Genomic DNA, 24,867 nt, shown 5'->3' on the forward strand with positions numbered 1-24,867 from the left:
GGCCGCAGCCTCTGTCGCAACCAGTTTGCGGGCGTCATTCCATAACGCTTGAACGCACTCCAAATTTGCGCGCGCAACTGGCGTTTTTGCTGCGCGCTCATTCTCTACGTGACTGGGCTTGCCGGCCGGAGCGCGCAAGCGCCGGGCGCCGGATTCATTTCGGGCGGGGGGCCATGCATTCCACACAGACACGTGCGCTGAGCCAGGCAGGGAGGCCCGCCATGTTGTTGGAACATGCTGGGTTCCTGACAAACGGTCTGATGCAGGTGCGGTTGCGCAAGCGCAGAGGATCAAAGACACGCTGAGAATAAGAGAAACGAATATGAGTCGGCGGAGCCTTGGATAGGCCCGTGTTCGCAGCATTTTTAGTTTTGAAACGAGTGGCATGATTGTCGTGTCTTTTTAATGCGTGAGTACGCACTCATTATATAATTAAAAAAAGAAGCTAGATGGCTGTATGAACGTCAGGAAGCTCAATGGCTCGCATCATGGCTTCATAACCTGCGCGTTTGTAAATATCCAGCAGGTGAGGTTTTTGAACGGCCATATCGATAACGCCATTGGCCATTACCGTGCAGATCATGCCCTGAAACTCGCTCGACTGCGGTAAATCCAGCCCCTGGACCAACGGAATACCCAGTTGGGAAATATCACCGAACCGTACGCTTCTTTCCCTCTGCGCGCTGGATAACTTGCCGGAGACCATCAATTTGTTTCCTGTCGCATACGCGGCGGGATTGGCGAGCGCCCAGTCAATGTAGGCATCCCAGGCGGCCTGCATGTGATCTTTACCCGGCAAAACGCCCTGTAAGCTTTGCGTCAGCAGGCACTCCATTTCATCAAGCAGGTAGTCGCAGACTGCGCTCAGCAGTACGTCCTTATTTTCAAAGTAGCGGAACAGCGTACCCTCCGAGACGCCAGCCTTCCTGGCGATGGCCGATGTGGGCGCCGCTAATCCTTGTTCGGCAAAAATGTCGGTGGCGGCCTGCAAGAGCGCCTGCTGCTTTTCTTCACTGCGGGGACGGGCCACTTTGAGGCTCCTTTAATAAGTGAGTAAACACTCATTATAAGACTGCAACGGAAGATGACAAGCTTTTTCCTGTAGGACAAAGTATCAACACGAGAGCCATTTTTCGTGCAGCGATGCGGATAATGCCGTCATGAAGGGCGCAATAAAACGTACGGCGAAGATCGTTCAGTGGGAAAGAACCGGGAGGGTGAGACAGCGTCCTGGTTGCCAAAACGCAGGCCCTGGAGACAAAAAAAATCCACGCCGAAGCGTGGATTTTTCCGTTTCCGGCAGCGCAGAAAAGCGCTGCGGAGAGAGGCTTAGACGTTAAACAAGAAGTTCATTACGTCGCCGTCTTTGACGATGTAGTCTTTACCTTCGGAGCGCATTTTGCCGGCTTCTTTGGCGCCTTGCTCACCCTTGTAGGTGATGAAATCGTCATAGGAGATGGTTTGGGCGCGGATAAAGCCTTTCTCGAAGTCGGTGTGGATCTTGCCGGCCGCCTGCGGGGCGGTGGCGCCCACCGGGATGGTCCAGGCGCGCACTTCTTTCACGCCGGCGGTGAAGTAGGTTTGCAGGTTCAGCAGTTCATAACCGGCGCGGATCACGCGGTTCAGACCCGGCTCTTCCAGGCCCAGTTCGGCCATGAACTCGTCGCGCTCTTCGTCTTCCAGCTCGGCGATGTCGGATTCCACGGCGGCGCACACGGCAACCACCACGGAGCCTTCGGCGTCGGCGATTTTACGCACGGTGTCCAGGTACGGGTTGTTCTCGAAGCCGTCTTCGTTGACGTTGGCGATGTACATGGTCGGCTTCAGCGTCAGGAAGCTCAGGTATTTGATCGCCGCCTTGTCTTCATCGGTCAGATCCAGTGCGCGCAGCATGCCGGCGTTTTCCAGGTGCGGCAGACATTTCTCCAGCGCCGCCAGCTCGGCTTTGGCGTCTTTGTCGCCGCCTTTGGCTTTCTTCTGCACGCGGTGGATGGCGCGCTCGCAGGTGTCCAGGTCAGACAGCGCCAGCTCGGTGTTGATCACGTCGATGTCTTCGGCCGGATCGACCTTGTTGTTGACGTGGATGATGTTGTCGTTCTCGAAGCAGCGCACCACGTGGCCGATGGCTTCGGTTTCGCGGATGTTGGTCAGGAACTGGTTGCCCAGGCCTTCACCCTTGGACGCGCCTTTCACCAGGCCGGCGATGTCGACGAATTCCATGGTGGTCGGCAGAATGCGCTGCGGCTTGACGATCTCGGCCAGCTTATCCAGACGCGGATCGGGCATCGGCACCACACCGGTGTTCGGTTCAATGGTGCAGAACGGGAAGTTGGCTGCTTCAATGCCCGCTTTGGTCAACGCGTTGAACAGGGTGGATTTGCCTACGTTAGGCAGGCCGACGATACCGCATTTGAATCCCATGTTGTAATCACCTTAAATATCTTAACTATCAGTCGGTTATATTTAACCAACTGCATAAAGGGCAAAATAATGCCGCCATTATACACGTAATGGGCGTTTATCTCGATCAGACTTGCTTGGCTGGGGCGAGTGCAGCGCGGGCGACCGGTTTTTGATTGAGATTTGGATCACATTTACCCATACTGGCCGTTCCGATTAACCGACAGGAAACGCGCCGGATGTATTTCTTGCCTACGCCACCCTGAGCTGTGCCCGCCTGCAGTCTGCCGCCCCTTGCGGTACCCCATACCCGCTACGCGGGGAGATGATGTCATCTGTCATAAGTGAATAATGCATGTTTAACCTGAGTAACGTCAGGATCGCGGACGTTAAAAATGAAGTCCTGGCGGGCTTTGTGGTGGCGGTTTCGATGATCCCCGAGGCGGTCGGCTTTTCGCTGGTCGCCGGTCTTTCGCCGATCGTCGGTTTGCATACCGCGTTTATTATCGGCCTGGTCACGGCGCTGTTCGGCGGCAAGCCGGGCATGGTTTCCGGCGCCGCAGGTTCCATTGTGGTGGTGCTGATGAGCCTGGCGGCGCAGTACGGCATGGGTTACGTACTGTGGGCCACGCTGTTTGCCGGGGGGATTCAAATCCTGATCGGGGCCTTTCGGCTGGGCAAGTTCATTCGTCTGGTGCCGCTGCCGGCGATCCACGGCTTCGTCAACGGTCTGGCGATCGTCATCATGCTGGCGCAGTTGAAGATGATCGCCGGGCAGGGCCCGCTGATGTACGGCCTGGTGGCGCTGGCGATTGCGGTGGTGGTGCTGTTCCCGCGCCTGACCAAAGCCATTCCGTCTTCGCTGGCGGCGCTGCTGGTGGTCTCGGCGTTGGCGATCGGCCTCAATCTGCATACGCTGCGGGTGGGCGATCTGGCGGACATTTCCGGCGCGCTGCCGCACTTCAGCCTGCCGACGGCGCCGTTTACCCTGGAGATGGTGCGGGTGGTGCTACCCTATGCAGTAGTGATTGCCCTGGTCGGTTTGATTGAATCGCTGCTGACCATGACGGTGCTGGATGAAATGGGCGGCAAGAAGGGGAACGGCAACCGCGAGAGTATCGCGCAGGGCGCCGGTAACGCGGTGTGCGGCCTGTTCGGCTGCTTCGCCGGTTGTGCGATGATCGGCCAGTCGATCATCAACTTCACCTCGGGCGGGCGCGGGCGCATCTCCGGCACTGTGGGCGCTATCCTGCTGATTTTATTTGTGGTTAGCCTGTCGCGCTATATCGGCCTGCTGCCAGTGGCGGCGCTGGCCGGGGTGATGCTGGTGGTGTGTTACAACACTTTCGAGTGGAGTTCGCTGCGCCGTTTGCGCCGTATGCCGAAGGCGGACGCGCTGGTGATGATCGCCGTCACGTTGATCACCATCTTTACCGATCTGGCGGTGGCGGTGATCAGCGGGGTGATTATCTCGGCGCTGGTGTTCGCCTGGCAGCAGGCACGCATCCGCGTGCGCCAGCGGCAGGTGACGGGCGACGTGGCGGTGTATCGGCTCGATGGTCCGCTGTTCTTCGGCTCGGCCGCGGCTTTTGCCGAGCTGTTCGAGCCGCAAGGCGATCCGCAGAACGTGGTGCTGGACTTTGCTGGCACCCGGGTGATGGATTCCAGCGGCGTAGAGGCGATCGATAAGCTGACGGCGCGTTATCTGGCGGCGGGGAAAAGCATTCGTCTGCGCCACCTGAGCGGTGACTGCGTGCGCCTGCTCAAGCGCGCCGGGCCGTTTTGCAGCCATGAACTGGACGATCCGCAGTATTACGTGGCGGAAGAGGGGTTCGCCGCCGATGACCGCCGCGTGAGCGAGGAGACCTTCAACCCGCGCGGCTAAAAGCCGGCAGCGGGCAGGGCGCCCGCTGCGGCAAAGTTCAGGCCTGCGCCTTGAAGCTGTGCAGGCGCTGAACGGTTTTTTCCAGCCCGTCCTTCATCAGCATCTCGGTGCAGCGCAGCGACTCGTCGATCGCTTCGTCAATCATCTTCTGCTCGCTGGCCGGCGGCTTGCCGAGCACGAAGCCCACCACCTTGTTCTTGTCGCCCGGATGGCCGATGCCGATGCGCAGGCGGTAGAAGTTCGGGTTATTGCCGAACTTGTTTTGGATGTCTTTCAGGCCGTTGTGGCCGCCGTTGCCGCCGCCGAGCTTGATTTTTGCCACGCCGGGCGGCAGATCCAGCTCGTCGTGCGCCACCAGGATCTCGTTGGGTTCGATGCGGTAGAAATTGGCCATCGCCAGCACCGCTTTGCCGCTCAGGTTCATGAAGGTGGTCGGCACCAGCAGGCGCACGTCGTTGCCTGCCAGATTCAAACGGGCGGTGTAGCCGAAGAACTTGCTCTCTTCTTTCAACTGCTGATTGTGGCGCTGTGCCAGCAGATCGACGTACCAGGCGCCGGCGTTGTGGCGTGTCTGGGCGTATTCCGCGCCCGGGTTGGCCAGGCCGACTATCAATTTAATACTGCTCACTGGGAGATTCACTATGATCAGGGTAATGGAAAGGGCCTTAGTCTACCTGTCGGGGCGGTGAATGACAAAATCCGATCTCTGCCTTCGGCGTTGGTAAGAAAGACGAATGATTCATTAGCTGAATCATTCAATTTGTCTGCTAATTTTCAGTGGCGTGTTAAGAAGTGTCAATAATTCTTTACCATTTGTGATCGCCTCCGCAATCCCCTTGCCATAACAAGGACTATACTTAACTTATCAAAGTGGGTTAACAAGTTGCAGCGTTATCCCGGTTGGCACATGGCAATCATGGAGGTGGCATATGAAACGTAGAAGCGCGGACAGAATGGGCAACTTTTTTATGGGGCTGGGGCTGGTCGTGATGATCGGCGGCGTTGGATACTCCATTATTGCTGAAGTTTCCCAGTTCAATTTACCGCAATTTTTCGCCCACGGCGCCATCATGAGTATCTTCGTCGGCGCGCTGTTATGGCTGGTGGGCGCGCGTATAGGCGGCCGCGAGCAGGTGGCGGATCGCTACTGGTGGGTAAAACACTTTGATAAACGGTGCCGTAACGACCAACATCGTTCGTCGCATTGATTAAAAAATCAGAAGGGAAGCAAGAGCAGGGCAAGGGAATATCTGCCGTGCATTAAGGTCTGAGGTCATGTTGGACTACGAGTAGAAAACCCGTTGTTGCTCACGCACCAACGGGTTTTTCTTTTTCTGCTGTCGGGCTCGCTATCTTTCCGGCATGGTGGGCGCCGCACCGGAAAGACGACGAATCAATGCTCGAACATCGCAGAGATCGACTCTTCGTTGCTGATGCGGCGGATGGCTTCAGCCAGCATGCCGGACAGGGTCAGAGTGCGAACGTTTTTCAGTGCCTTGATTTCCGGCGACAGCGGAATGGTATCGCAGACGATCACTTCATCAATCACCGAGTTCTTGATGTTGTCCACGGCGTTGCCGGAGAAGATCGGGTGCGTCGCGTAGGCGAATACGCGCTTGGCACCGCGTTCTTTCAACGCTTCAGCCGCTTTACACAAGGTACCGCCGGTGTCGATCATGTCGTCGACCAGCACGCAGTCGCGGCCTGCCACGTCACCGATGATGTGCATCACCTGAGAAACGTTCGCGCGCGGGCGGCGTTTGTCGATGATGGCCATGTCGGTGTCGTTCAGCAGTTTGGCGATGGCGCGAGCACGCACTACGCCGCCGATGTCCGGGGAAACCACGATCGGGTTTTCCAGGTTCTGCTGCAGCATGTCTTCCAGCAGGATCGGGCTGCCGAACACGTTGTCTACCGGTACGTCGAAGAAGCCTTGAATCTGCTCAGCATGCAGATCCACCGTCAGAACGCGGTCAACCCCTACGCTGGAGAGGAAATCGGCAACCACCTTGGCGGTGATGGGTACACGCGCGGAACGCACGCGGCGATCCTGGCGGGCATAGCCGAAGTAAGGGATAACGGCGGTAATACGACCTGCGGAGGCGCGACGCAGGGCGTCGACCATCACAACCAGTTCCATCAGGTTGTCGTTGGTCGGGGCACAGGTGGACTGGATGATGAAAATATCACCGCCGCGTACATTTTCGTTGATTTGCACGCTCACTTCGCCGTCGCTAAAACGACCTACAGCGGCGTCACCAAGGCTGGTGTACAAACGGTTGGCAATACGTTGTGCTAGTTCCGGGGTGGCGTTACCAGCAAAAAGCTTCATATCAGGCACGAGAAGAACCTCAGGCTTGCGTCCAGAGAAGATATTGTCATACGACATCGCCAAGGGGCAGTTGGCGACGCCGGCGCAATATACATACGGGTATGTAAAACTAAAATTGAGACCGCAGGCAGCGCAGGGATAACAGGGCCAGGTGTGCATGACCCTGCGCAGCGAAACGTTGAGCTACGACTCAAACCGCCCGGAACGAATGCGATGTAGTGGGGAGACGTTAACGCCGCGCGCTACAAAACCACACAACCACTCCGGGGCTTGATTTAACACCTGACGGGCGGCGATTTCTGTGTCGAATTCAGCAAACACACAAGCACCTGTGCCAGTCAGGCGTGACGGGGCGTATTCTAACAGCCATGAAAGAAGCTGTTCAACCTCGCGAAAACGTTTTCTTGCGATCGGTTCGCAATCATTTGCGTACGGCGCCTGCAACAGCTCACTTAAGGAGCGAACCGGGGTGTTTCTTTTTAATTCGGGGTCGCCGAAGATAACCGGCGTCGGGATGCCGACGCCAGGATGCGCCACCAGATACCATTTTTCCTGCGGCTCGGCCGGCTGCAGGCGCTCGCCGATGCCTTCGGCGAAGGCGGCGTGGCCGCGCACGAACACCGGCACGTCGGCGCCGAGGCTGAGCCCCAGCGCTGCCAGTTGGTCGTCGCCAAGACCGCAGCGCCACAGTTCGTTCAGCGCCACCAGCACGGTGGCGGCGTTGGAGGAACCGCCGCCCAAACCGCCGCCCATCGGCAGGCGCTTGTCGATGCTGATGTCGGCGCCGCGCGGCGCGGTTTGCAGGCCGCGTTCATCGCAATAGCGCTGCAGCAGGCGGGCGGCGCGCACGATCAGGTTCTGCTCGTCTGGAACGCCGTCGACCGGCGTCAGCAGATGAATGCGGTCGTCCTGGCGAGGGTCGATGGTCAGGGTATCGCCGTAGTCCAGAAACTGGAACAGCGTCTGCAGCAGGTGATAGCCGTCTTCACGACGGCCGGTGATGTACAAAAACAGGTTGAGTTTCGCGGGGGAGGGCCACTGGCGGATCATTTGAGCGTCCAGTTATCCATCTTCAGCTTGATGCGCTGGTCGCCCTGCTGCAGCTCCAGGCGGTTCGGCAGCGTCGGCTGCACCTCGTTGCTGTAGCCCTGGTAATCCACTTTCCAGGTCTGGCCGCCTTGCTGGTAGGTCAGCTTGCTCAGGCGATATTGGTCATCCAGCGCAAAATCGCTGGCTTCGCCCGGCAGGCCGAGCATCCACTGGCGCAGGTTGTTCAGCGGGATCGCCATGCCGGTCAGCTTGCGGATCATCTCTTCCGGGTTGTCGCTGACGTAGCGTTTGCCCTGGTTGTCGGTCAGCTGCACCACGTTTTTCTGCACGTTGAGATCCATTTCCGTGCTGCCCAGCGGGTTGGTCAGCAGCAGGCGGTAGCGCTCCGGCGAGAACTGCTGCCAGAAGAAGCGGGCGTAGACTTTTTTCTGATCAGACAAGTAGGCGAAGGAGCCGCGGGTCTGATAGGTGCTGAGCTGTTGCACTGCCTGCTCATGGGCGCGCCACTGCGGTGAAGTCGGGCTGGTGGCCGGGCCGGTCGGCTTGGTGGTGGTACAGGCGGCCAGCACCAGGCTGGCCAGCGGGATCAGACGGAGCAAACTAACTTTGCGTATTGGCATAACTTTCTCTTGTCCTTTTGTCCTTGCGGGCATGCGCGACGAAACCCGGATTCAGCGCTCACGCTAACGGGGCGGCGGCGGCGCGTCAATTTTTTGCTGCATCGCGTTGAATCTTTCCGCTTTTGCCGGCGCAATGCCAACCCGGTACGCGCGTCGGGGTCGCCATTAAGCGTAACACAATCGCCTGAAGGCGGGGAGGCGCGCCCGATAAGCGGTGCCGGAGTTGCGCAAACGCCGCCGTTGCGTACGCCGAATAGCGTGCGCGTTATCGCAAACTGCGCTAAAATTTAAGCAATCAACCTAGCCTATGACTATTTATCCCGCTGTATTTATTGCTTATTCATTAATTGATGTCATCTATGACAGCGATTGAACGGAAGATGCGGTTGTTACTTTTATTGATCCCGCGCATCAAGTAGAATGCCGTTCAACGAGAACCCGTACCAAGATAAGTATTACTCGAAGCAATGACCCTGCTGGCGTTAGGTATAAATCACAAAACCGCTCCGGTTTCTCTGCGTGAAAGGGTGACCTTCTCGCCAGAGTCCATCGATGAGGCGCTGACCAGCTTGCTCCAACAACCGTTGGTGCAGGGCGGTGTCGTGTTGTCCACCTGCAACCGCACCGAGCTGTACCTCAGCGTAGAGCAACAGGAACACATGCACGAGCAGCTGGTCGCCTGGCTGTGCGCATATCACAACCTGCGCCCGGAAGAGGTGAAGAAAAGCCTGTACTGGCATCAGGGCAACGACGCGGTCAGCCATCTGATGCGGGTGGCCAGCGGGTTGGACTCACTGGTATTGGGCGAACCGCAGATCCTCGGCCAGGTGAAAAAGGCCTTCGCCGAGTCGCAACGCGGCCAGTCGCTGTCCGGCGAGTTGGAGCGTCTGTTCCAGAAATCCTTCTCCGTCGCCAAGCGCGTGCGCACCGAAACCGAAATCGGCGCCAGCGCGGTCTCCGTAGCGTTTGCTGCCTGTACCCTAGCGCGGCAGATCTTCGAATCGCTGGCCGATCTCAACGTCTTGCTGGTGGGCGCCGGTGAAACCATCGAGCTGGTGGCGCGCCACCTGCGCGAACACAAAGTGCGGCACATGATCATCGCCAACCGCACCCGCGAGCGCGCGCAGCTGCTGGCGGACGAGGTGGGCGCAGAAGTGATCACCCTGCCGGAGATCGACGAACGCCTGGCGGACGCCGACATCATCATCAGCTCCACCGCCAGCCCGCTGCCGATCATCGGTAAGGGGATGGTGGAGCGCGCGCTGAAGGCGCGCCGCAACCAGCCGATGCTGCTGGTGGATATCGCCGTACCGCGCGATATCGAGCCGGAAGTCGGCAAACTGGCCAACGCTTATCTGTACAGCGTGGACGATCTGCACGCCATCATTCAAAGCAACCTGGCGCAGCGCAAAGCGGCGGCGGTGCAGGCGGAGTCGATCGTGCAGCAGGAAAGCATCAACTTCATGGCCTGGCTGCGTTCGCAGGGCGCGGTGGAAACCATCCGCGACTACCGTTCGCAGGCTGACCAAATTCGCGCGGAAATGGAGGCCAAAGCGCTGGCCGCCATCGCGCAGGGCGCCAACGTGGAGCAGGTTATTCACGAGCTGGCCCATAAACTGACCAACCGTCTTATTCATGCCCCTACCAAATCCCTCCAGCAGGCCGCCGGCGACGGCGACGTGGAGCGGTTGCAGTTATTACGCGACAGCCTCGGGCTGGATCAGCATTAGTTTTCTCTATTAACAGGGTTTATTACCACGCATGAAGCCTTCTATTGTTGCCAAACTGGAAGCGTTACAAGAGCGCCATGAAGAAGTGCAGGCGCTGCTCGGCGATGCCGGCGTCATCGCCGAGCAAGACCGGTTCCGCGCGCTGTCGCGAGAATACGCGCAGCTGACCGACGTCAGCCGCTGCTTCCTGGAATGGCGTCAGGTGCAGGAGGATCTGGAGACGGCGGAAATGATGCTGGACGATCCGGAAATGCGCGAGATGGCGCAGGAAGAGCTGAAACAGGCGCGGGCGACCAGTGAAGCGCTGGAGCAGCAGCTGCAGGTGTTGCTGCTGCCGAAAGATCCGGATGACGAGCGCAGCTGCTTCCTCGAAGTGCGCGCCGGCACCGGCGGCGATGAGGCGGCGATCTTTGCCGGCGATCTGTTCCGCATGTACAGCCGCTATGCGGAAAGCCGCCGCTGGCGTGTCGAGGTGATGAGCGCCAACGAAGGCGAACACGGCGGTTTCAAAGAAGTGATTGCCAAAGTTTCCGGCGACGGCGTGTACGGTCAGCTGAAGTTTGAATCCGGCGGGCACCGCGTGCAGCGCGTGCCGGAAACCGAATCCCAGGGGCGCATCCACACCTCCGCCTGTACCGTGGCGGTGATGCCGGAAGTGCCGGAAGCCGAGTTGCCGGACATCAACCCGGGCGATCTGAAAATCGACACCTTCCGCTCCTCCGGCGCCGGCGGCCAGCACGTTAACACCACCGACTCGGCGATCCGCATCACCCACCTGCCGACCGGCATCGTGGTGGAGTGCCAGGACGAACGTTCGCAGCACAAAAACAAAGCCAAGGCGATGTCGGTGCTGGGCGCGCGCATTCGCGCCGCCGAGATGGCCAAGCGCCAGCAGGCCGAGGCGTCCACTCGCCGCAACCTGCTGGGCAGCGGCGATCGTTCCGACCGCAACCGCACCTACAACTTCCCGCAGGGGCGGGTAACCGACCACCGCATCAACCTGACGCTCTACCGTCTGGACGAAGTGATGGAAGGCAAACTGGACATGCTGATCCAGCCGATCGTGCAGGAGTATCAGGCCGATCAGCTGGCTGCGCTGTCCGCCGAGCAAGAGTGATGGATTATCAATACTGGCTGAAAGCCGCCGCCGCGCGTTTGACCCACAGCGACAGCGCCCGGCGCGACGCGGAAATCCTGTTGGGTTTCGTGACCGGCAAGGCCAGAACCTTCCTGATGGCGTTCGGGGAAACCCTGCTGACGCCGCCGCAGCAACAGCAGCTGGAGACGCTGCTGGCGCGCCGCGAACGCGGTGAGCCGGTGGCCTATCTGGTGGGCGAGCGCGAGTTTTGGTCGCTGCCGCTGTCGGTCTCGCCGGCGACGCTGATCCCACGCCCGGATACCGAATGCCTGGTGGAACTGGCGCTGGCGCGCCTGCCGCCGCAACCCTGCCATTTCCTCGATCTCGGCACCGGCACCGGCGCCATCGCGCTGGCGCTGGCCAGTGAGCGCCCGGATTGTTCGGCTATCGGCATCGATGTGCAGCCGGAGGCGGTTGCGCTGGCGCAGCACAATGCGCACAAGCTGAAGATCGACAACGTCCGATTTCTACAGGGCAGCTGGTTTGCGCCGGTGGCGGGGCAACGCTTCGCGCTGATCGCCAGCAATCCGCCCTATATCGACGCCGCCGATCCGCATTTGTCGCAGGGCGACGTGCGCTTTGAACCCGGTAGCGCGCTGGTTGCCGCCGAGCACGGGCTGGCGGATCTGGCCGCCATCGTGCGCCAGGCGCCGCATTATTTGCAGCCGCAGGGCTGGCTGCTGTTGGAACATGGTTGGCAGCAGGGCGAGAGCGTGCGCGCGCTGCTGCAGGCCGCCGGATTTTCCGCTGTCGCCACCCACCGTGATTACGGCGACAACGACCGCGTGACGCTCGGCCAATGGCCGGGATAAGCGCCACTCATAATAACGACGCCCGGGCCATTTAAGGGAGCATCATGACTGCATACACTGCGTTGAAACATTTCCATTTGCTGACGGTCGCCATCAGTATTACCTTGTTTGTGCTGCGTTTCTTTTGGCAGTGGCGCCGCTCGCCGATCATGGGGCGCCGCTGGGTCAAGGTAGCGCCGCACCTGAACGACACGCTGCTGTTCGTCAGCGGCATCGCGCTGGTGGTGACGTTCGGGTTTTATCCGCTGCTGGGTATGGACTCATGGCTGACCGAGAAGCTGTTTGGCGTTATTATCTATATCCTGCTTGGCTACGTCGCATTGGGCAAGAAGACCAAAAGTCAGCGGCTGCGAACCGTGGCGTTCGTGCTGGCGTTGGGCTGTCTGTATCTGATAATTAAACTTGCCACGACGAAAATACCGTTTCTGATGGGATACCTATGAGTAGCATTGCTGATTTTGAATTTAACACCTCGCCGCTGAGCGAAGGGGTGATCCTGGTGTCGCAGTCGGTGCGGCGCGATTTTCCCGCTGCCGACGTGGAGCGCAAGCTGCAACAGCTGGTGGATGAAGCGCGTGCGGCGGTGCCGGTCGATATCACTCAGGAGCAGCAACTGGATGCGCTCATCGAACTGTTCTACAAAACCTGGGGATTCGGCGGCGCCAGCGGCGTTTACCGCCTGTCGGACGCCATCTGGCTGGACAAGGTGCTGGAAGGGCGGCAGGGCACGCCGGTCTCGCTAGGCACCATTTTCCTGCACATCGCCAACGCGCTGGATCTGCCTCTGTTGCCGGTGATTTTCCCCACTCAGCTGATCCTGCGCGCCGATTGGCTGGACGAAGAGCTGTGGCTGATCAACCCGCTGAACGGCGAAACCCTGAGCGAGCACCAGCTGGAAGTGTGGATCAAGGGCAACCTGGGGCTGGGCGCCGAACTGGAAGACGACGACCTCGACGAGTCGGAGAACATCATGGTGGTGCGCAAGATGTTGGATACGCTGAAGGCCGCCCTGATGGAAGAAAAGCAGTTGGAAATGGCGCTGCGCACCAGCGAAACGGTGCTGTGCTTCGATCCGGAAGATCCTTACGAGATCCGCGACCGCGGGCTGATTTATGCCCAGCTGGAGTGCAACCACATCGCGATTTCCGATCTCAACTATTTTGTCGAGCAGTGTCCTGAAGACCCGGTCAGCGAAGTGATCAAAGTACAGATCCACTCGATTGAGCCGAAACAGGTGACGCTGCATTAATTCAATGACTCCGTGCAGTTTGCAAGGGGACGGTTACAACCTTAACAAAGGCGAAAGCATGAAACAGAAAGTGGTTAGCATTGGCGATATCGACGTAGCAAACGACCTGCCGTTTGTGCTGTTTGGCGGTATGAACGTGCTGGAATCGCGCGATCTGGCGATGAGCATCTGCGAGCACTACGTCACCGTGACGCAAAAACTGGGCATTCCTTACGTATTTAAAGCCTCTTTCGACAAAGCCAACCGTTCTTCCATCCACTCGTACCGCGGTCCGGGCCTGGAAGAAGGGATGAAGATCTTCGAAGAGCTGAAGAAAACCTTCGGCGTGAAAATCATCACCGACGTGCATGAAGTGGCGCAGGCGCAGCCGGTTTCCGAAGTGGTTGACGTGATCCAACTGCCGGCCTTCCTGGCGCGTCAGACCGATCTGGTGGAAGCGATGGCGAAAACCGGCGCGGTAATCAACGTCAAGAAACCGCAGTTCGTCAGCCCGGGGCAGATGGGCAACATCGTCGACAAGTTCAAAGAAGGCGGCAACGACCAGGTGATCCTGTGCGATCGCGGCAGCAACTTTGGCTATGACAACCTGGTGGTCGACATGCTGGGCATCAACGTGATGAAGAACGTGACCGGCGGCCATCCGGTGATCTTCGACGTGACTCACGCGCTGCAGACTCGCGACCCGTTCGGCGCCGCGTCCGGCGGCCGCCGCGCTCAGGTGGCCGAGTTGGCGCGCGCCGGTATGGCAGTTGGCCTGGCCGGCCTGTTCCTCGAAGCGCACCCGGATCCGAAAAACGCCAAGTGCGACGGTCCTTCCGCGCTGCCGTTGGACAAGCTGGAGCCGTTCCTGGCGCAGATGAAAGCCATCGACGACCTGGTGAAGAGCTTCCCGGAGCTGGATACCAGCAACTAAGCGCTCGTCGCCATAAAAAAGCCCGACTCGTCGGGCTTTTTTACGTTTAGGCGCCGGTGGCCGCCAGCGCTTCCGGCAGGGTCGGATAGAACTGCAAGCGGCCCTCGATCGGCTGCACCCGCGCACGCGCCAGGGTTTTCAGCGGCTGGAACGGCACGTCGGTGATCACCAGTTTCTTGTCCGCCGGCAACACGTCGATAAAGCGTCGCAGGGCGCTCAGACCGCCGGCGTCGAGTACCGGCACCGCATCCCATTGCAGCACGATCGTGCGATAACTTTCGCTGCGCGTCAGCAGTTCGGTAAAGATGCGCTCGGCGGCGGCGAAGAACAGCGGGCCATTCACTCGCAGCACCAGGCGGCCGTCATCGGCGCTCAGTTCGCTTAGCCGCGTCATGCGGGCGATGCGGCGCATAAACAGCAGCGACGCCAACACGATGCCCACGGTAATGGCGATCACCATGTCGAACAGCACCGTCAGCGACATGCACAGCAGCAGTACCAGAATGTCGTCCTTCGGCGCCCGGCGCAGCAGGTAAACCACCTTGTGGGCCTCACTCATGTTCCAGGCGACCATCAACAGCAGCGCCGCCATCGCCGCCAGCGGCAGATAAGAGAGCCACGGCGCCAGCACCAGCAGCGCCAACAGCACCAGCAGCGCGTGGATGATGGCGGATACCGGTGAGGTGGCACCGGCGCGCACGTTGGCCGCTGAACGGGCAATTGCGGCGGTCGCGGTGATGCCGCCGAAGAACGGCGCGATGATGTTGCCCGCGCCTTGGCCGATCAATTCGCTGTTCGAGTTATGTTTCTTACCGGTCATGCCGTCGAGCACCACTGCGCACAGCAGCGACTCGATCGCGCCGAGCATTGCCATCGAAAATGCCGCCGGCAACAGGGCGGAAACGGTTTGCCAGCTCAGGGTGAACGGCTGCCCGCCGCCGCCCGGCAGATCCCAGGGCAGCAGCAGCTGCGGCAGGATCGGCGGAATGCCCTGGCCGCTGCTGCCATCGGCCAGCAGGTAGCTGAAGCGCGAGCCGATGGTCGCCACCGGGTGGTCAAACAGCGTCAGCAGCCCCATCAGCGCGGTGCCCGCCAGCAGCGCCGGCAGGTGGCCGGGCACCCGCAGGCCGAGCTTGGGCCAGAAGATCAGGATCAGCAGCGTCACGGCGCCGATCAGGGTATCGCCGAGATCCAGCGTTGGCAGCGCCTGCAGCAGGGCGTACAGCTTGCCAACGTAATTTTCCGGCGTGTGCGCCAGCTGCAGGCCGAAAAAGTCCTTGATCTGCATGGTGGCGATGGTGATGGCAATGCCGGAGGTAAAGCCCAGCGTCACCGGCAGCGGAATGTATTCGATCAGCCGGCCAAAGCGCGCCAGCCCCATCAGCAGCAGAAATACCCCGGAGATCAGCGTGGCGACCAGCAAGCCGGCCAGGCCAAACTGCTGCGAGACCGGATAGAGGATCACCACGAAGGCGGCGGTGGGGCCGGAGACGCTGTAGCGCGAACCGCCGCTGACGGCGATGACGATGCCGGCGATGGCGGCGGTATACAGGCCGTACTGCGGCGGCACGCCGCTGGCGATCGCCAGCGCCATCGCCAGCGGAATGGCGATAATACCGACCGTCACCCCGGCGATGGCGTCTTTCAGCAACCGCGCCAGGCTATAAGGTTCCCGCCAGCAGGCATCTATCAGCGCGCTGAAGGGGCGAATTTTGTTTATTTCATGCGTTTTCATCTACGGTGCGTACCAAATCTTCAAAAGTGAAAGGAATGGCGGGCCCGATGAGGTCCGTCTTGTCACGTGACAGATACCATACGCCTTTTGTTCAGCGGATTACCAGACCTGCGTCAATTTGGCACAGGAAATCAGAGAGTCGTCGTTTTATCCGGCGCTAAATGCCGTTAAGAGGTAAGTAAGCCGCAGATTCTGCGGCTGAAAAAGAAAGGAATAATCAAGGTTTTGGCGGTTAGTGCAGAGCGGGTAGGGATAAGCCGAGAAAGTGGGCTAAAGTGCTTACCAACAGCTGGTGATCTTCCTTCTGCGGCGCGCCGGAAATGCTGATGCTGCCGACGCAGCCGAGGCCGGTCAGGGTGAGCGGGAAGGCGCCGCCGTGCACCGAATAGTCGCGCACGCTTAGCCCGTAACGCTCCTCCAGCGACGTTTGCCGCTGCTGCAGACGCAGGCCGATGGCGTAAGAACTTTTGTGAAAATGGTTCACCAGATTGCGCTTGCGCCGCACCCAGTCGGCGATGTCCGGCGTGGCGCCCGGCATGGCGTAATAAAACAGCGTCTGCCCGGCCAGTTGGATTTCGATGGCGATGCTCAGGCCGCGTCGCTCGGCGGCGGTTTTCAGCGCCGCGCCCAGCTCCCAGGCGGTGGTGGCGTCAAAATGGGTAAAGGCCAGCGTCGCTTCCTGTTCGCTGAGCGCCTGCAGTTCATCGTCGATATTCATGCGTTTCTCCCCCGATATACAAAGGACAGAGTAGCCTGAAGCGAGCATCGTGAGATAGACGGCTTGGCGATAAGATAGAACTGCTACTCTATTAATAGACTGTGTAAAATGGCCGCCGCCGAAGCGGAGACGACAGGGATGCGTTATTCAACGTCTTTACATTACCCCTGGCGATCCCGAGGAGCGCGCTGACTATTTATGACTTACATTGCGTCCATTTCCACCCTTTACAGCGACGCTTGCATCACCTATGCCACGCTGTCGGTAAGCTATTTCGTTCTCAGCAAGAATGCCCCGTTTTCCTACCGTTCCGCACTGTGGAAGCGCGTCGTGTTCGGCCTGCTGGCCGGGGTGGCGGTGCTGTATTTGAGTCAGGATCGGCTGGTGTTGACCGATAAGGTACATTACAGCTTTGCGATGATCCCGATGATACTGGTGACGTTCTTCGGCGGCGGCGTCAGCGGACTGGTGAGTTTTCTGTTCGCCATGGCGCTGACCGGCGGTTTCACCGTCGATAACCTGTTCATCGCCTCGATCATCGCGCCGCTGCTGCTGTCGCAGGTGTGGCTGAAAAAATCCCACCGGACGTTTTACCTGACGATCGGCATTATCGCGCTGTATCGCATCGCGGTGGTGTGGCTGCTGGTGGACATGAGCGGGCTGTGGCCGGATGTGTTGCTGTACCAGGCGGTCTCCGCGCTCTGTCTGGCGATTTGCTATCATGCGCTGAATTTCAAAGAGCGCCACATCTACGCCTATTTCGCGATGCGTGCGCGTGCCACGACCGACAGTGTGACCCACATCAACAACCGCGCCAGTGTCGATTATCAGCTGATGCTGCAGCGTGCCGAGCGTCGCCCGTGCGGGTTGATGATCCTCGATTTGGATAACTTTAAAAGCATCAACGATACCTACGGTCATCCGGCCGGTGACGTGCTGCTGGCCAGCGTCGGTCGGCTGCTGCAAAACAGCGTGCGTAACGAGGACTTCGTCGGGCGCTACGGTGGCGAGGAGTTTATGGTGATCACCGCCAGCTACGATCCGCAGGTCATCGGCGGGGTGGCGGAGCGCATTCGCAGCGCGGTGGAAAGTTCGACGTTCTTGCTGAATGCACACGACGAAGCGCACATCACGATGTCCATCGGCGTGTCGCTGTATCTGCCCGGCATGACGTTGGACAAGGCGATCGCCATGACCGACGAAGCGTTGTACGAGGCGAAGCGCAGCGGCAAAAACCGGGTGGTGACCAGCCGCGTGATGCAGCTGGCGCCGCTGGGCGCCGGTTTTCCGCGCGGATAAGCCGCCCCCGTTGTAGCGACGGGGGCGTTGCCTTAGGCCGCCAGCGTGTGTTCGCGGAAGGCGTTCAGCAGCTCTTCGGTGAACGTCAGGCGTTTCTGGCGATCGGCCAGATCGAGCGTGAACTTCAGCTTACTCGGGCCGTCCAGGCGGTAAACCTGCGGATTGCCCTGCAACAGGCCGATCAGATAACCCGGGTCAACGCGGTTGTTGTCGCCGAACTCGATAAAGCCGCCGCGCTCGTTGCTCTCGATGCGTTTGATCCCCAGCCTCTGCGCATGCAGGCGCAGCGCCGCGCATTGCAACAGGTTGCGCGCCGCATCCGGCAGCTGGCCGAAGCGGTCGATCAGTTCGACCTTCAACTCGTCAAGCTCACCGTCGTTCTTCGCGCTGGCGATACGCTTATACAGTGACAGACGGGTATTGACGTCGGGAATGAAGTCTTCCGGCAGCAGCGTCGGCATGCGCAGTTCTACCTCGGTCTGGCTGCTGGTGAGATCTTCCAACGACGGTTCGCGACCGTTTTTCAACGCGTCGACGGCGCTTTCCAGCAGTTCCATATAGAGCGAGAAACCGACGGTGGTCATTTGGCCGCTCTGGTCTTCACCCAGCAGTTCACCGGCGCCGCGGATCTCCAGATCGTGGGTTGCCAGCGCGAACCCGGCGCCGAGATCTTCCAGCGACGCGATGGCCTCGAGCCGTTTATGGGCGTCGGTGCCCATGGCTTTCGGGTTTGGCGTCAGCAGATAGGCGTAAGCCTGGTGGTGCGACCGCCCGACGCGGCCGCGCAATTGATGCAGCTGCGCCAGGCCGAAGCGATCGGCCCGCTCGATGATGATGGTGTTGGCGCTGGGGATATCGATGCCGGTTTCGATGATGGTGGTGCACACCAGCACGTTGAAGCGCTGGTGGTGGAAATCGTTCATCACCCGCTCCAGATCGCGTTCACGCATCTGGCCGTGGCCGATGGCGATGCGCGCTTCAGGCACCAGCTCAGCCAGGCGCTGCGCCGCTTTCTCGATGTTTTCCACGTCGTTGTAAAGGTAGTAAACCTGGCCGCCACGCAGCACTTCGCGCAGGATCGCCTCGCGCACCACCAGGCTGTCGTATTCGCGCACGAAGGTCTTCACCGCCAAGCGGCGCGCCGGCGGAGTGGCGATGATCGACAGATCGCGCATGCCGCTCATCGCCATGTTCAGCGTCCGCGGGATTGGCGTGGCGGTCAGCGTCAGGATATCGACATCGGCGCGCATCGCCTTGATGCGCTCCTTGTGGCGCACGCCAAAGCGGTGCTCTTCATCGACGATCAGCAACCCCAAATCCTTCCAGTGCAGATCGCTCTGCAGCAGTTTGTGGGTGCCGATGATGATGTCCACTTTGCCTTCGGCCGCGTCGTCCAGCACCTGTTGCTGCTCTTTGGCGCTGCGGAAGCGCGACATCATCTCGATGCGGATCGGCCAGGTGGCGAAGCGATCGCGGAAGTTGTCGAAGTGCTGCTGCGCCAGCAGCGTCGTCGGCACCAGCACCGCCACCTGCTTGCCGTTTTCCACCGCCAGGAAGGCGGCGCGCATCGCCACTTCGGTTTTGCCGAAGCCGACGTCGCCGCACACCAGGCGGTCCATCGCCAGCGGCTGGCACATGTCGCTCAGCACCGCGTTGATCGCCTGTTCCTGATCCGGCGTGGTTTCGAACGGGAAGCTCTGGCAGAACAGCTGGTACTGCTCGCGGTTGTGTTTGAAGGCGAAACCGGCCTTGGCGGCGCGCTGGGCGTAAATATCCAGCAGCTCGGCCGCCACGTCGCGCACCCGCTCGGCGGCTTTCTGCCGCGCGCGCGTCCAGGCGTCGCCGCCCAGTTTGTGCAGCGGGGCGTTTTCGTCCGCGCCGCCGGCGTAGCGGCTGATCAGATGCAGCGATGACACCGGCACGTACAGCTTGTCCTCACCGGCGTAGGAGAGGATCAGGTACTCGGCCTTGATGCCGCCGGCCTCCAGCGTGGTCAGGCCGACGTAGCGGCCGACGCCGTGTTCCAGGTGCACCACCGGCTGGCCGGGATGCAGCTCCGCCAGGTTGCGGATCAGGGTATCGGTGTTGATGGTGCGCCGGTTGTCCTGCCGGCGGCGGCTGACGCGCTCGCCGAGCAGATCGCTTTCGCAGATCAGCGCCCGCCGGCGCAGGCCGTCGAGGAAGCCGTGTTCGGCGGCGCCGACCATCATGTAACGGCCCGCCGTTTCCGCCTGTTCGAGGCGCTGAATCAGCGCCGGCGCCAGCTTGATGCGGCCGAGCAGATCCTGCAGCGTTTCACGCCGCCCCTCGCTCTCGACGGAGAAAATCACGCTGCCGTCGAAGCCTTCGATAAAGCGCCGCAGATTATCCAGCGGGGATTTATGCTGCGCCTGCACCGCCAGATCGGGCAGGGTATGGTAGTCCAGATTGGTATTGCCGGCCTTGGCCGGCAGCTCATCGGTTTTCAGCGCGATGCGCGGCCAGGCCTTCAGCTCGCCGAACAGCGCGTCAACGCGCAGCCACAGCGTATCCGGCGCCAACAGCGGGCGCATCGGATCGACGCGGCGGCTTTCGTAACGCTGATTGACGTCTTGCCAGAAGCGCTCGGCGGCGCCCTCCAGATCGCCGGTGTTGACGATCAGCGTATTGCCTGGCAGGTAGCTGAACAGCGACGGCAGCGGCTGGCTGAAGAACAGCGGCTGCCAGTATTCGATACCGGCGGGCCAGGCGCTTTTGCTGACCTGCTGATAGATGTGTTCGGCGTCGCGACGCACCTCAAACTGCTCGCGCCACTGGCTGCGGAACAGCTCGATGGCGTTCTTGTCGGTGGGGAACTCGTGGGCCGGCAACAGATTGATGGCCTCGACTTCGCTCAGCGTGCGCTGGGTATCGACGTCGAAGATACGCAGACTGTCGATTTCGTCATCGAAAAAGTCGATGCGGTAAGGCTCATCGCTGCCCATCGTGTAAAGATCGAGCAGCGCGCCGCGGGTGGCGAATTCGCCGTGCTCCATCACCTGATCGACGCTGCGGTAGCCGGCCTGTTCCAACTGCGCGCGCAGCTTGTCGCGCGACAGGCGCTGGCCTTTCTTCATCACCAGCGCGTGGCCGTGCAGGAATTCGTGCGGGCAGACGCGCTGCATCAGGGTGTTGACCGGCAGAATGATCACGCCGCGCGCCATGGTCGGCAGGTGATACAGGCTCGACAAACGATCTGAGATGATTTCCTGGTGCGGCGAGAAGCTGTCGTACGGCAGGGTTTCCCAGTCGGACAGCGTGGTCACCATCTGGTCAGTGAACTGCTGGATCTCGTCGCGCAGCCGCAGGGCGTTTTGCATATCCGGCGCGATCAGCATCACCGGGCCAGGGTGGCGTTCTACGATCTCGGCGCATTCCACGGCACAGGCCGCGCCGGTCAGTTGCCCCAGTTGGCGCAGATCGCCCGTGCGATCGGGCAGAGAATAACGAGGGGATGAAGAACGGTTACGGCTATCGGAAGTGCTCATTCAGGTATCTTTAATCAATGTGTTGGATGGCGTCCCGGCACGGATAACCCAGCGCCTTTATGCTGTTTATAGTAGCCCAGCGGCCGGCAAACTGACACAGCAAAAAGCGCTGCTCATCAATTTTCTGCCGGTTATTTAACCGGTTAATGCCGTCTGTTTTTTGCGGCTGAGGATAAATAACGCGCGAAGCTGCCGCCGTCTCCCTCTTCGCCGCCACGCAATAAAAGGCCGTCGGGTGTTCCCTAAACGAGGGAGAGCCTTTATTATCCATGATCACTTTGCTTAAGCCACGGCTATCAAACGGATTTCATGTATCAACCTGTCGCGTTATTCATTGGCCTGCGCTACATGCGCGGGCGAGCCTCAGACCGCTTCGGGCGGTTTGTTTCCTGGCTTTCCACCATCGGCATTACGCTGGGGGTGATGGCGTTGGTCACCGTGCTGTCGGTGATGAACGGTTTCGAAAAGGATCTGGAGAACAACATCCTCGGCCTGATGCCGCAGGCGTTGGTCACCAGTCCACAGGGATCGGTCAACCCGCAGCAGCTGCCGGCCTCCGAGGTGCAGAAGCTGCAGGGCGTCACGCGCGTTGCGCCGCTGACCACCGGTGACGTGGTGCTGCAAAGCGCCCGCAGCGTGGCGGTTGGGGTGATGCTTGGCGTCAATCCCGACGAGGCCGATCCGCTAACCCCCTATCTGGTCAACGTCAAGCAGCAACAGCTGCAGCCGGGCCAATACAACATCATCATCGGCGAACAGCTGGCGGGACAACTGGGCGTCAAGCGCGGCGATTCGCTGCGCGTGATGGTGCCGAGCGCCAGCCAGTTCACACCGATGGGCCGCATCCCCAGCCAGCGCCTGTTCACCCTCATCGGCACCTTCCATGCCAATAGCGAGGTGGACGGCTATCAGCTGTTGGTCAACCAACAGGATGCCTCGCGCCTGATGCGTTACCCGGCCGGCAACATCACCGGCTGGCGCCTGTTCCTGCAACAGCCGCTGACGGTCGATACCCTCAGCCAACAGGCGCTGCCGGCGGGCACCGTCTGGAAAGACTGGCGCGATCGCAAGGGCGAGCTGTTCCAGGCGGTGCGCATGGAGAAGAACATGATGGGGCTGCTGCTCAGCCTGATCGTGGCGGTGGCGGCGTTTAACATCATTACGTCGCTCGGCCTGCTGGTGATGGAGAAGCAGGGCGAAGTTGCCATTCTGCAGACCCAGGGGCTGACCCGCCGCCAGATCATGTCGGTATTCATGGTGCAGGGCGCCAGCGCCGGCATCATCGGTTCGCTGCTCGGCACGCTGCTCGGCGTGCTGCTGGCCACCAACCTGAATAACCTGATGCCGATCCTCGGCGCCTTGATCGACGGCGCTTCGCTGCCGGTGGCGGTCGATCCGCTGCAGGTGACGATCATCGCCGTGGTGGCGATGGCGGTTTCCCTATTGTCCACGCTTTATCCTTCATGGCGCGCTGCCGCCGTACAACCCGCTGAGGCTTTACGTTATGAGTAACCATCTTTTGTTGCAGTGTGACAACCTGTGCAAGACCTATCAGGAAGGCAACCTGCACACCGACGTGCTGCGCAACGTCAGCTTTGCTATGCAGCAGGGCGAAATGATGGCGATCGTCGGCAGCTCGGGTTCCGGCAAGAGCACCCTGTTGCACCTGCTGGGCGGGTTGGACTCACCGACCTCCGGCGAGGTGATTTTCAAGGGCGAATCGCTGAACGCCATGTCTTCGGCGGCCAAGGCTGAGCTGCGCAACCGCCAGTTGGGCTTCATCTATCAGTTCCACCACCTGTTGCCGGACTTCACCGCGCTGGAAAACGCCGCCATGCCGCTGCTGATCGGCGGCGCCAAACCGGCGCAGGCGCAGGAGAAAGCGCGGGAGATGCTGGCGGCGGTCGGGCTGGAAAAGCGCAGCAAACACCGTCCGTCCGAGCTTTCCGGCGGCGAGCGTCAGCGCGTAGCGATCGCCCGCGCGCTGGTCAACAACCCGGCGCTGGTGCTGGCGGACGAACCGACCGGTAACCTGGATAAACGCACTGCGGACAGCATCTTCGATCTGCTGGGCGAGCTGAACGTGCGTCAGGGCACCGCGTTCCTGGTGGTGACGCACGATCTGCAGCTGGCCAAGCGTCTGAGCCGCCAGCTGGAAATGGCCGACGGCCACCTGCAGGCGCAGCTGACCCTGATGGGGGCCGAGTAATGGCGGGAGCCTCACTGTCCTTCCTGACGGCCCTGCGTTTCAGCCGCGGCCGTAAACGCGGCGGCATGGTGTCGCTGATCTCGGTTATCTCCACCATTGGCATTGCGTTGGGGGTGGCGGTGCTGATCGTCGGCCTGAGCGCGATGAACGGCTTTGAGCGCGAGCTGAAGAACCGCATTCTGGCGGTGGTGCCGCATGGCGAACTCGAACCGGTCAATCAGCCGTTCAGCGGCTGGCCGTCGATTCTGCAACGGGTGGAAAAGGTGCCGGGCATTGTGGCCGCTGCGCCGTACATCAACTTTACCGGCCTGATGGAAAACGGCGCGCAGCTGCGCGCGGTGGAAGTCAAAGGCGTTGATCCGCAGCAGGAGAGCCGGCTGAGCGCGCTGCCGCAGTATGTGCAGGGCGACGCCTGGGCCAACTTCAAGCCCGGCGAGCAGCAGGTGATCCTCGGCAAGGGCGTGGCCGACGCGCTGGGCGTCAAGCAGGGCGCCTATGTCACGGTGATGATCCCCAACAGCGACCCGGAAATGAAGCTGCTGCAGCCGAAGCGCATTCGCCTGCATGTGACCGGCATTTTGCAGCTCAGCGGCCAGCTCGATCACAGCCTGGCGCTGGTGCCGCTGGCCGATGCGCAGCAGTATCTCGACATGGGTGACAGCGTCACGGGCATCGCCCTCAAGATGAACGACGTGTTCGCCGCCAACAAACTGGTGCGCGACGCCGGCGAAGTGACCAATTCTTATATCTACATCAAAAGCTGGATCGGCAAGTACGGCTATATGTATCGCGACATCCAGATGATCCGCGCCATCATGTACCTGGCGATGGTGCTGGTGATCGGCGTAGCCTGCTTCAACATTGTCTCCACGCTGGTGATGGCGGTGAAAGACAAAAGCGCCGATATCGCGGTGCTGCGCACCCTGGGCGCCAAAGACGGTTTTATCCGCGCCATCTTCATCTGGTACGGGCTGCTGGCCGGGCTGCTGGGCAGCCTGAGCGGCGTGGTGATCGGGGTGATCGCCTCGCTGCAGCTGACCAACATCATCCGGGGCATCGAGAAGCTGGTCGGCCATTCCTTCCTGTCGGGCGATATCTACTTCATCGACTTCCTGCCTTCCGAGCTGCACTGGCTGGATGTGCTGATCGTGCTGGCGACCGCCATCGTGCTGAGCCTGCTGGCCAGTTGGTATCCGGCGAGGCGCGCCAGCCGCATCGATCCGGCGCGGGTGCTGAGCGGACAATAAAACCCACGGGGAGGCAGCGATGCC

At 60.5% G+C, this 24,867-nt stretch carries 22 protein-coding genes; 12 read left to right on the forward strand and 10 right to left on the reverse strand.

The annotated features are described in order from the left end of the window. Nucleotides 1–445: 445 nt before the first annotated feature. Nucleotides 446–1,030, reverse strand: coding sequence for a TetR/AcrR family transcriptional regulator (locus ACJ8J4_RS00755; RefSeq protein ID WP_025302488.1), 585 nt, complete (start codon nt 1,028–1,030; stop codon nt 446–448). Between the two features lie 299 nt (nt 1,031–1,329). Then, a complete protein-coding gene (gene ychF, locus ACJ8J4_RS00760; RefSeq protein ID WP_025302489.1) occupies nt 1,330–2,421 on the reverse strand; it encodes a redox-regulated ATPase YchF in 1,092 nt (363 codons plus the stop codon). 334 nt (nt 2,422–2,755) lie between these two features. Between ychF and ACJ8J4_RS00765 the strand changes: the two genes are divergently transcribed. Continuing rightward, nucleotides 2,756–4,285 (forward strand): SulP family inorganic anion transporter, encoded by a 1,530-nt coding sequence (locus tag ACJ8J4_RS00765; protein ID WP_049204147.1) that lies wholly within the window; start codon nt 2,756–2,758, stop codon nt 4,283–4,285. Between the two features lie 37 nt (nt 4,286–4,322). On the opposite strand, the gene pth is transcribed toward ACJ8J4_RS00765, so the two are convergent. Next, nucleotides 4,323–4,913 carry an aminoacyl-tRNA hydrolase gene (gene pth / locus ACJ8J4_RS00770; protein ID WP_004941053.1) on the reverse strand — a complete coding sequence of 197 codons (591 nt, stop codon included), beginning with the start codon at nt 4,911–4,913 and terminating at the stop codon, nt 4,323–4,325. A gap of 301 nt (nt 4,914–5,214) precedes the next feature. Here pth and ychH point away from each other — a divergent pair, with 301 nt between their 5' ends. After that, nucleotides 5,215–5,493 carry a stress-induced protein YchH gene (ychH, locus tag ACJ8J4_RS00775; protein WP_025302491.1) on the forward strand — a complete coding sequence of 93 codons (279 nt, stop codon included), beginning with the start codon at nt 5,215–5,217 and terminating at the stop codon, nt 5,491–5,493. Nucleotides 5,494–5,678: 185 nt separating this feature from the next. Here the strand turns inward: ychH and prs are convergent, their stop codons facing one another. The 3 genes from prs to lolB all read right to left on the reverse strand — a co-directional run bounded on the left by prs (nt 5,679) and on the right by lolB (nt 8,287). Beyond that, nucleotides 5,679–6,626, reverse strand: coding sequence for a ribose-phosphate diphosphokinase (gene prs / locus ACJ8J4_RS00780; RefSeq protein WP_004941061.1), 948 nt, complete (start codon nt 6,624–6,626; stop codon nt 5,679–5,681). 174 nt (nt 6,627–6,800) lie between these two features. Beyond that, nucleotides 6,801–7,667, reverse strand: a complete 867-nt coding sequence (gene ispE / locus ACJ8J4_RS00785; RefSeq protein WP_049207164.1) for a 4-(cytidine 5'-diphospho)-2-C-methyl-D-erythritol kinase — start codon at nt 7,665–7,667, stop codon at nt 6,801–6,803. Further along, nucleotides 7,664–8,287, reverse strand: a complete 624-nt coding sequence (lolB, locus tag ACJ8J4_RS00790; RefSeq protein WP_025302493.1) for a lipoprotein insertase outer membrane protein LolB — start codon at nt 8,285–8,287, stop codon at nt 7,664–7,666. The genes ispE and lolB overlap by 4 nt, the downstream gene beginning before the upstream one ends. Before the next feature lie 467 nt (nt 8,288–8,754). Here lolB and hemA point away from each other — a divergent pair, with 467 nt between their 5' ends. The 6 genes from hemA to kdsA are packed head-to-tail and all read left to right on the forward strand — an operon-like array spanning nt 8,755 to nt 14,129. Then, on the forward strand, nt 8,755–10,017 hold the full coding sequence (gene hemA / locus ACJ8J4_RS00795; protein ID WP_025302494.1) for a glutamyl-tRNA reductase: 1,263 nt from the start codon (nt 8,755–8,757) through the stop codon (nt 10,015–10,017). 31 nt (nt 10,018–10,048) lie between these two features. Then, nucleotides 10,049–11,134 (forward strand): peptide chain release factor 1, encoded by a 1,086-nt coding sequence (prfA, locus tag ACJ8J4_RS00800; protein WP_016928099.1) that lies wholly within the window; start codon nt 10,049–10,051, stop codon nt 11,132–11,134. Continuing rightward, nucleotides 11,134–11,967: a peptide chain release factor N(5)-glutamine methyltransferase gene (gene prmC, locus ACJ8J4_RS00805; RefSeq protein ID WP_025302495.1), complete on the forward strand. Its 834-nt coding sequence runs from the start codon at nt 11,134–11,136 to the stop codon at nt 11,965–11,967. The genes prfA and prmC overlap by 1 nt, the downstream gene beginning before the upstream one ends. Nucleotides 11,968–12,008: 41 nt before the next feature. Continuing rightward, entirely contained in the window at nt 12,009–12,410 is a 402-nt protein-coding gene (locus ACJ8J4_RS00810; protein ID WP_170310367.1) for a SirB2 family protein, read from the forward strand. Further along, entirely contained in the window at nt 12,407–13,216 is an 810-nt protein-coding gene (gene sirB1, locus ACJ8J4_RS00815) for an invasion regulator SirB1 (protein WP_016928096.1), read from the forward strand. The genes ACJ8J4_RS00810 and sirB1 overlap by 4 nt, the downstream gene beginning before the upstream one ends. A 58-nt stretch (nt 13,217–13,274) precedes the next feature. Beyond that, nucleotides 13,275–14,129: a 3-deoxy-8-phosphooctulonate synthase gene (gene kdsA, locus ACJ8J4_RS00820; RefSeq protein WP_141997833.1), complete on the forward strand. Its 855-nt coding sequence runs from the start codon at nt 13,275–13,277 to the stop codon at nt 14,127–14,129. Between the two features lie 46 nt (nt 14,130–14,175). Here kdsA and dauA read toward each other — a convergent pair whose 3' ends face one another. Together dauA and ACJ8J4_RS00830 are read right to left on the reverse strand one after the other, a co-directional pair. Continuing rightward, the gene (gene dauA, locus ACJ8J4_RS00825) at nt 14,176–15,864 is read right to left on the reverse strand and encodes a C4-dicarboxylic acid transporter DauA (protein ID WP_043141525.1); all 1,689 of its coding nucleotides are present in this window, start codon (nt 15,862–15,864) and stop codon (nt 14,176–14,178) included. Between the two features lie 232 nt (nt 15,865–16,096). Beyond that, nucleotides 16,097–16,582 carry a heme-degrading domain-containing protein gene (locus ACJ8J4_RS00830; protein WP_025302499.1) on the reverse strand — a complete coding sequence of 162 codons (486 nt, stop codon included), beginning with the start codon at nt 16,580–16,582 and terminating at the stop codon, nt 16,097–16,099. A 198-nt stretch (nt 16,583–16,780) separates the two neighbouring features. Here ACJ8J4_RS00830 and ACJ8J4_RS00835 point away from each other — a divergent pair, with 198 nt between their 5' ends. After that, nucleotides 16,781–17,881 (forward strand): GGDEF domain-containing protein, encoded by a 1,101-nt coding sequence (locus ACJ8J4_RS00835; RefSeq protein ID WP_043141520.1) that lies wholly within the window; start codon nt 16,781–16,783, stop codon nt 17,879–17,881. Nucleotides 17,882–17,913: 32 nt separating this feature from the next. Here ACJ8J4_RS00835 and mfd read toward each other — a convergent pair whose 3' ends face one another. Then, nucleotides 17,914–21,387 carry a transcription-repair coupling factor gene (gene mfd, locus ACJ8J4_RS00840; RefSeq protein ID WP_197835509.1) on the reverse strand — a complete coding sequence of 1,158 codons (3,474 nt, stop codon included), beginning with the start codon at nt 21,385–21,387 and terminating at the stop codon, nt 17,914–17,916. A gap of 10 nt (nt 21,388–21,397) precedes the next feature. Further along, the gene (locus ACJ8J4_RS00845; RefSeq protein WP_016928090.1) at nt 21,398–21,658 is read right to left on the reverse strand and encodes a hypothetical protein; all 261 of its coding nucleotides are present in this window, start codon (nt 21,656–21,658) and stop codon (nt 21,398–21,400) included. 38 nt (nt 21,659–21,696) lie between these two features. Here ACJ8J4_RS00845 and lolC point away from each other — a divergent pair, with 38 nt between their 5' ends. From lolC to lolE, 3 genes are read left to right on the forward strand one after another with little or no spacing between them, the layout of a single operon-like run. Then, complete coding sequence (gene lolC / locus ACJ8J4_RS00850; protein ID WP_004941116.1) at nt 21,697–22,899, forward strand: lipoprotein-releasing ABC transporter permease subunit LolC; 1,203 nt, start codon at nt 21,697–21,699, stop codon at nt 22,897–22,899. Continuing rightward, nucleotides 22,892–23,596, forward strand: coding sequence for a lipoprotein-releasing ABC transporter ATP-binding protein LolD (gene lolD / locus ACJ8J4_RS00855; RefSeq protein ID WP_004941120.1), 705 nt, complete (start codon nt 22,892–22,894; stop codon nt 23,594–23,596). Before lolC ends, lolD begins: the two co-directional genes overlap by 8 nt. Next, complete coding sequence (gene lolE / locus ACJ8J4_RS00860; protein WP_025302503.1) at nt 23,596–24,843, forward strand: lipoprotein-releasing ABC transporter permease subunit LolE; 1,248 nt, start codon at nt 23,596–23,598, stop codon at nt 24,841–24,843. Before lolD ends, lolE begins: the two co-directional genes overlap by 1 nt. Nucleotides 24,844–24,867: the final 24 nt, after the last annotated feature.

This window comes from Serratia sp. CY47280 (assembly GCF_052168655.1).
Taxonomy (GTDB): domain Bacteria; phylum Pseudomonadota; class Gammaproteobacteria; order Enterobacterales; family Enterobacteriaceae; genus Serratia; species Serratia bockelmannii.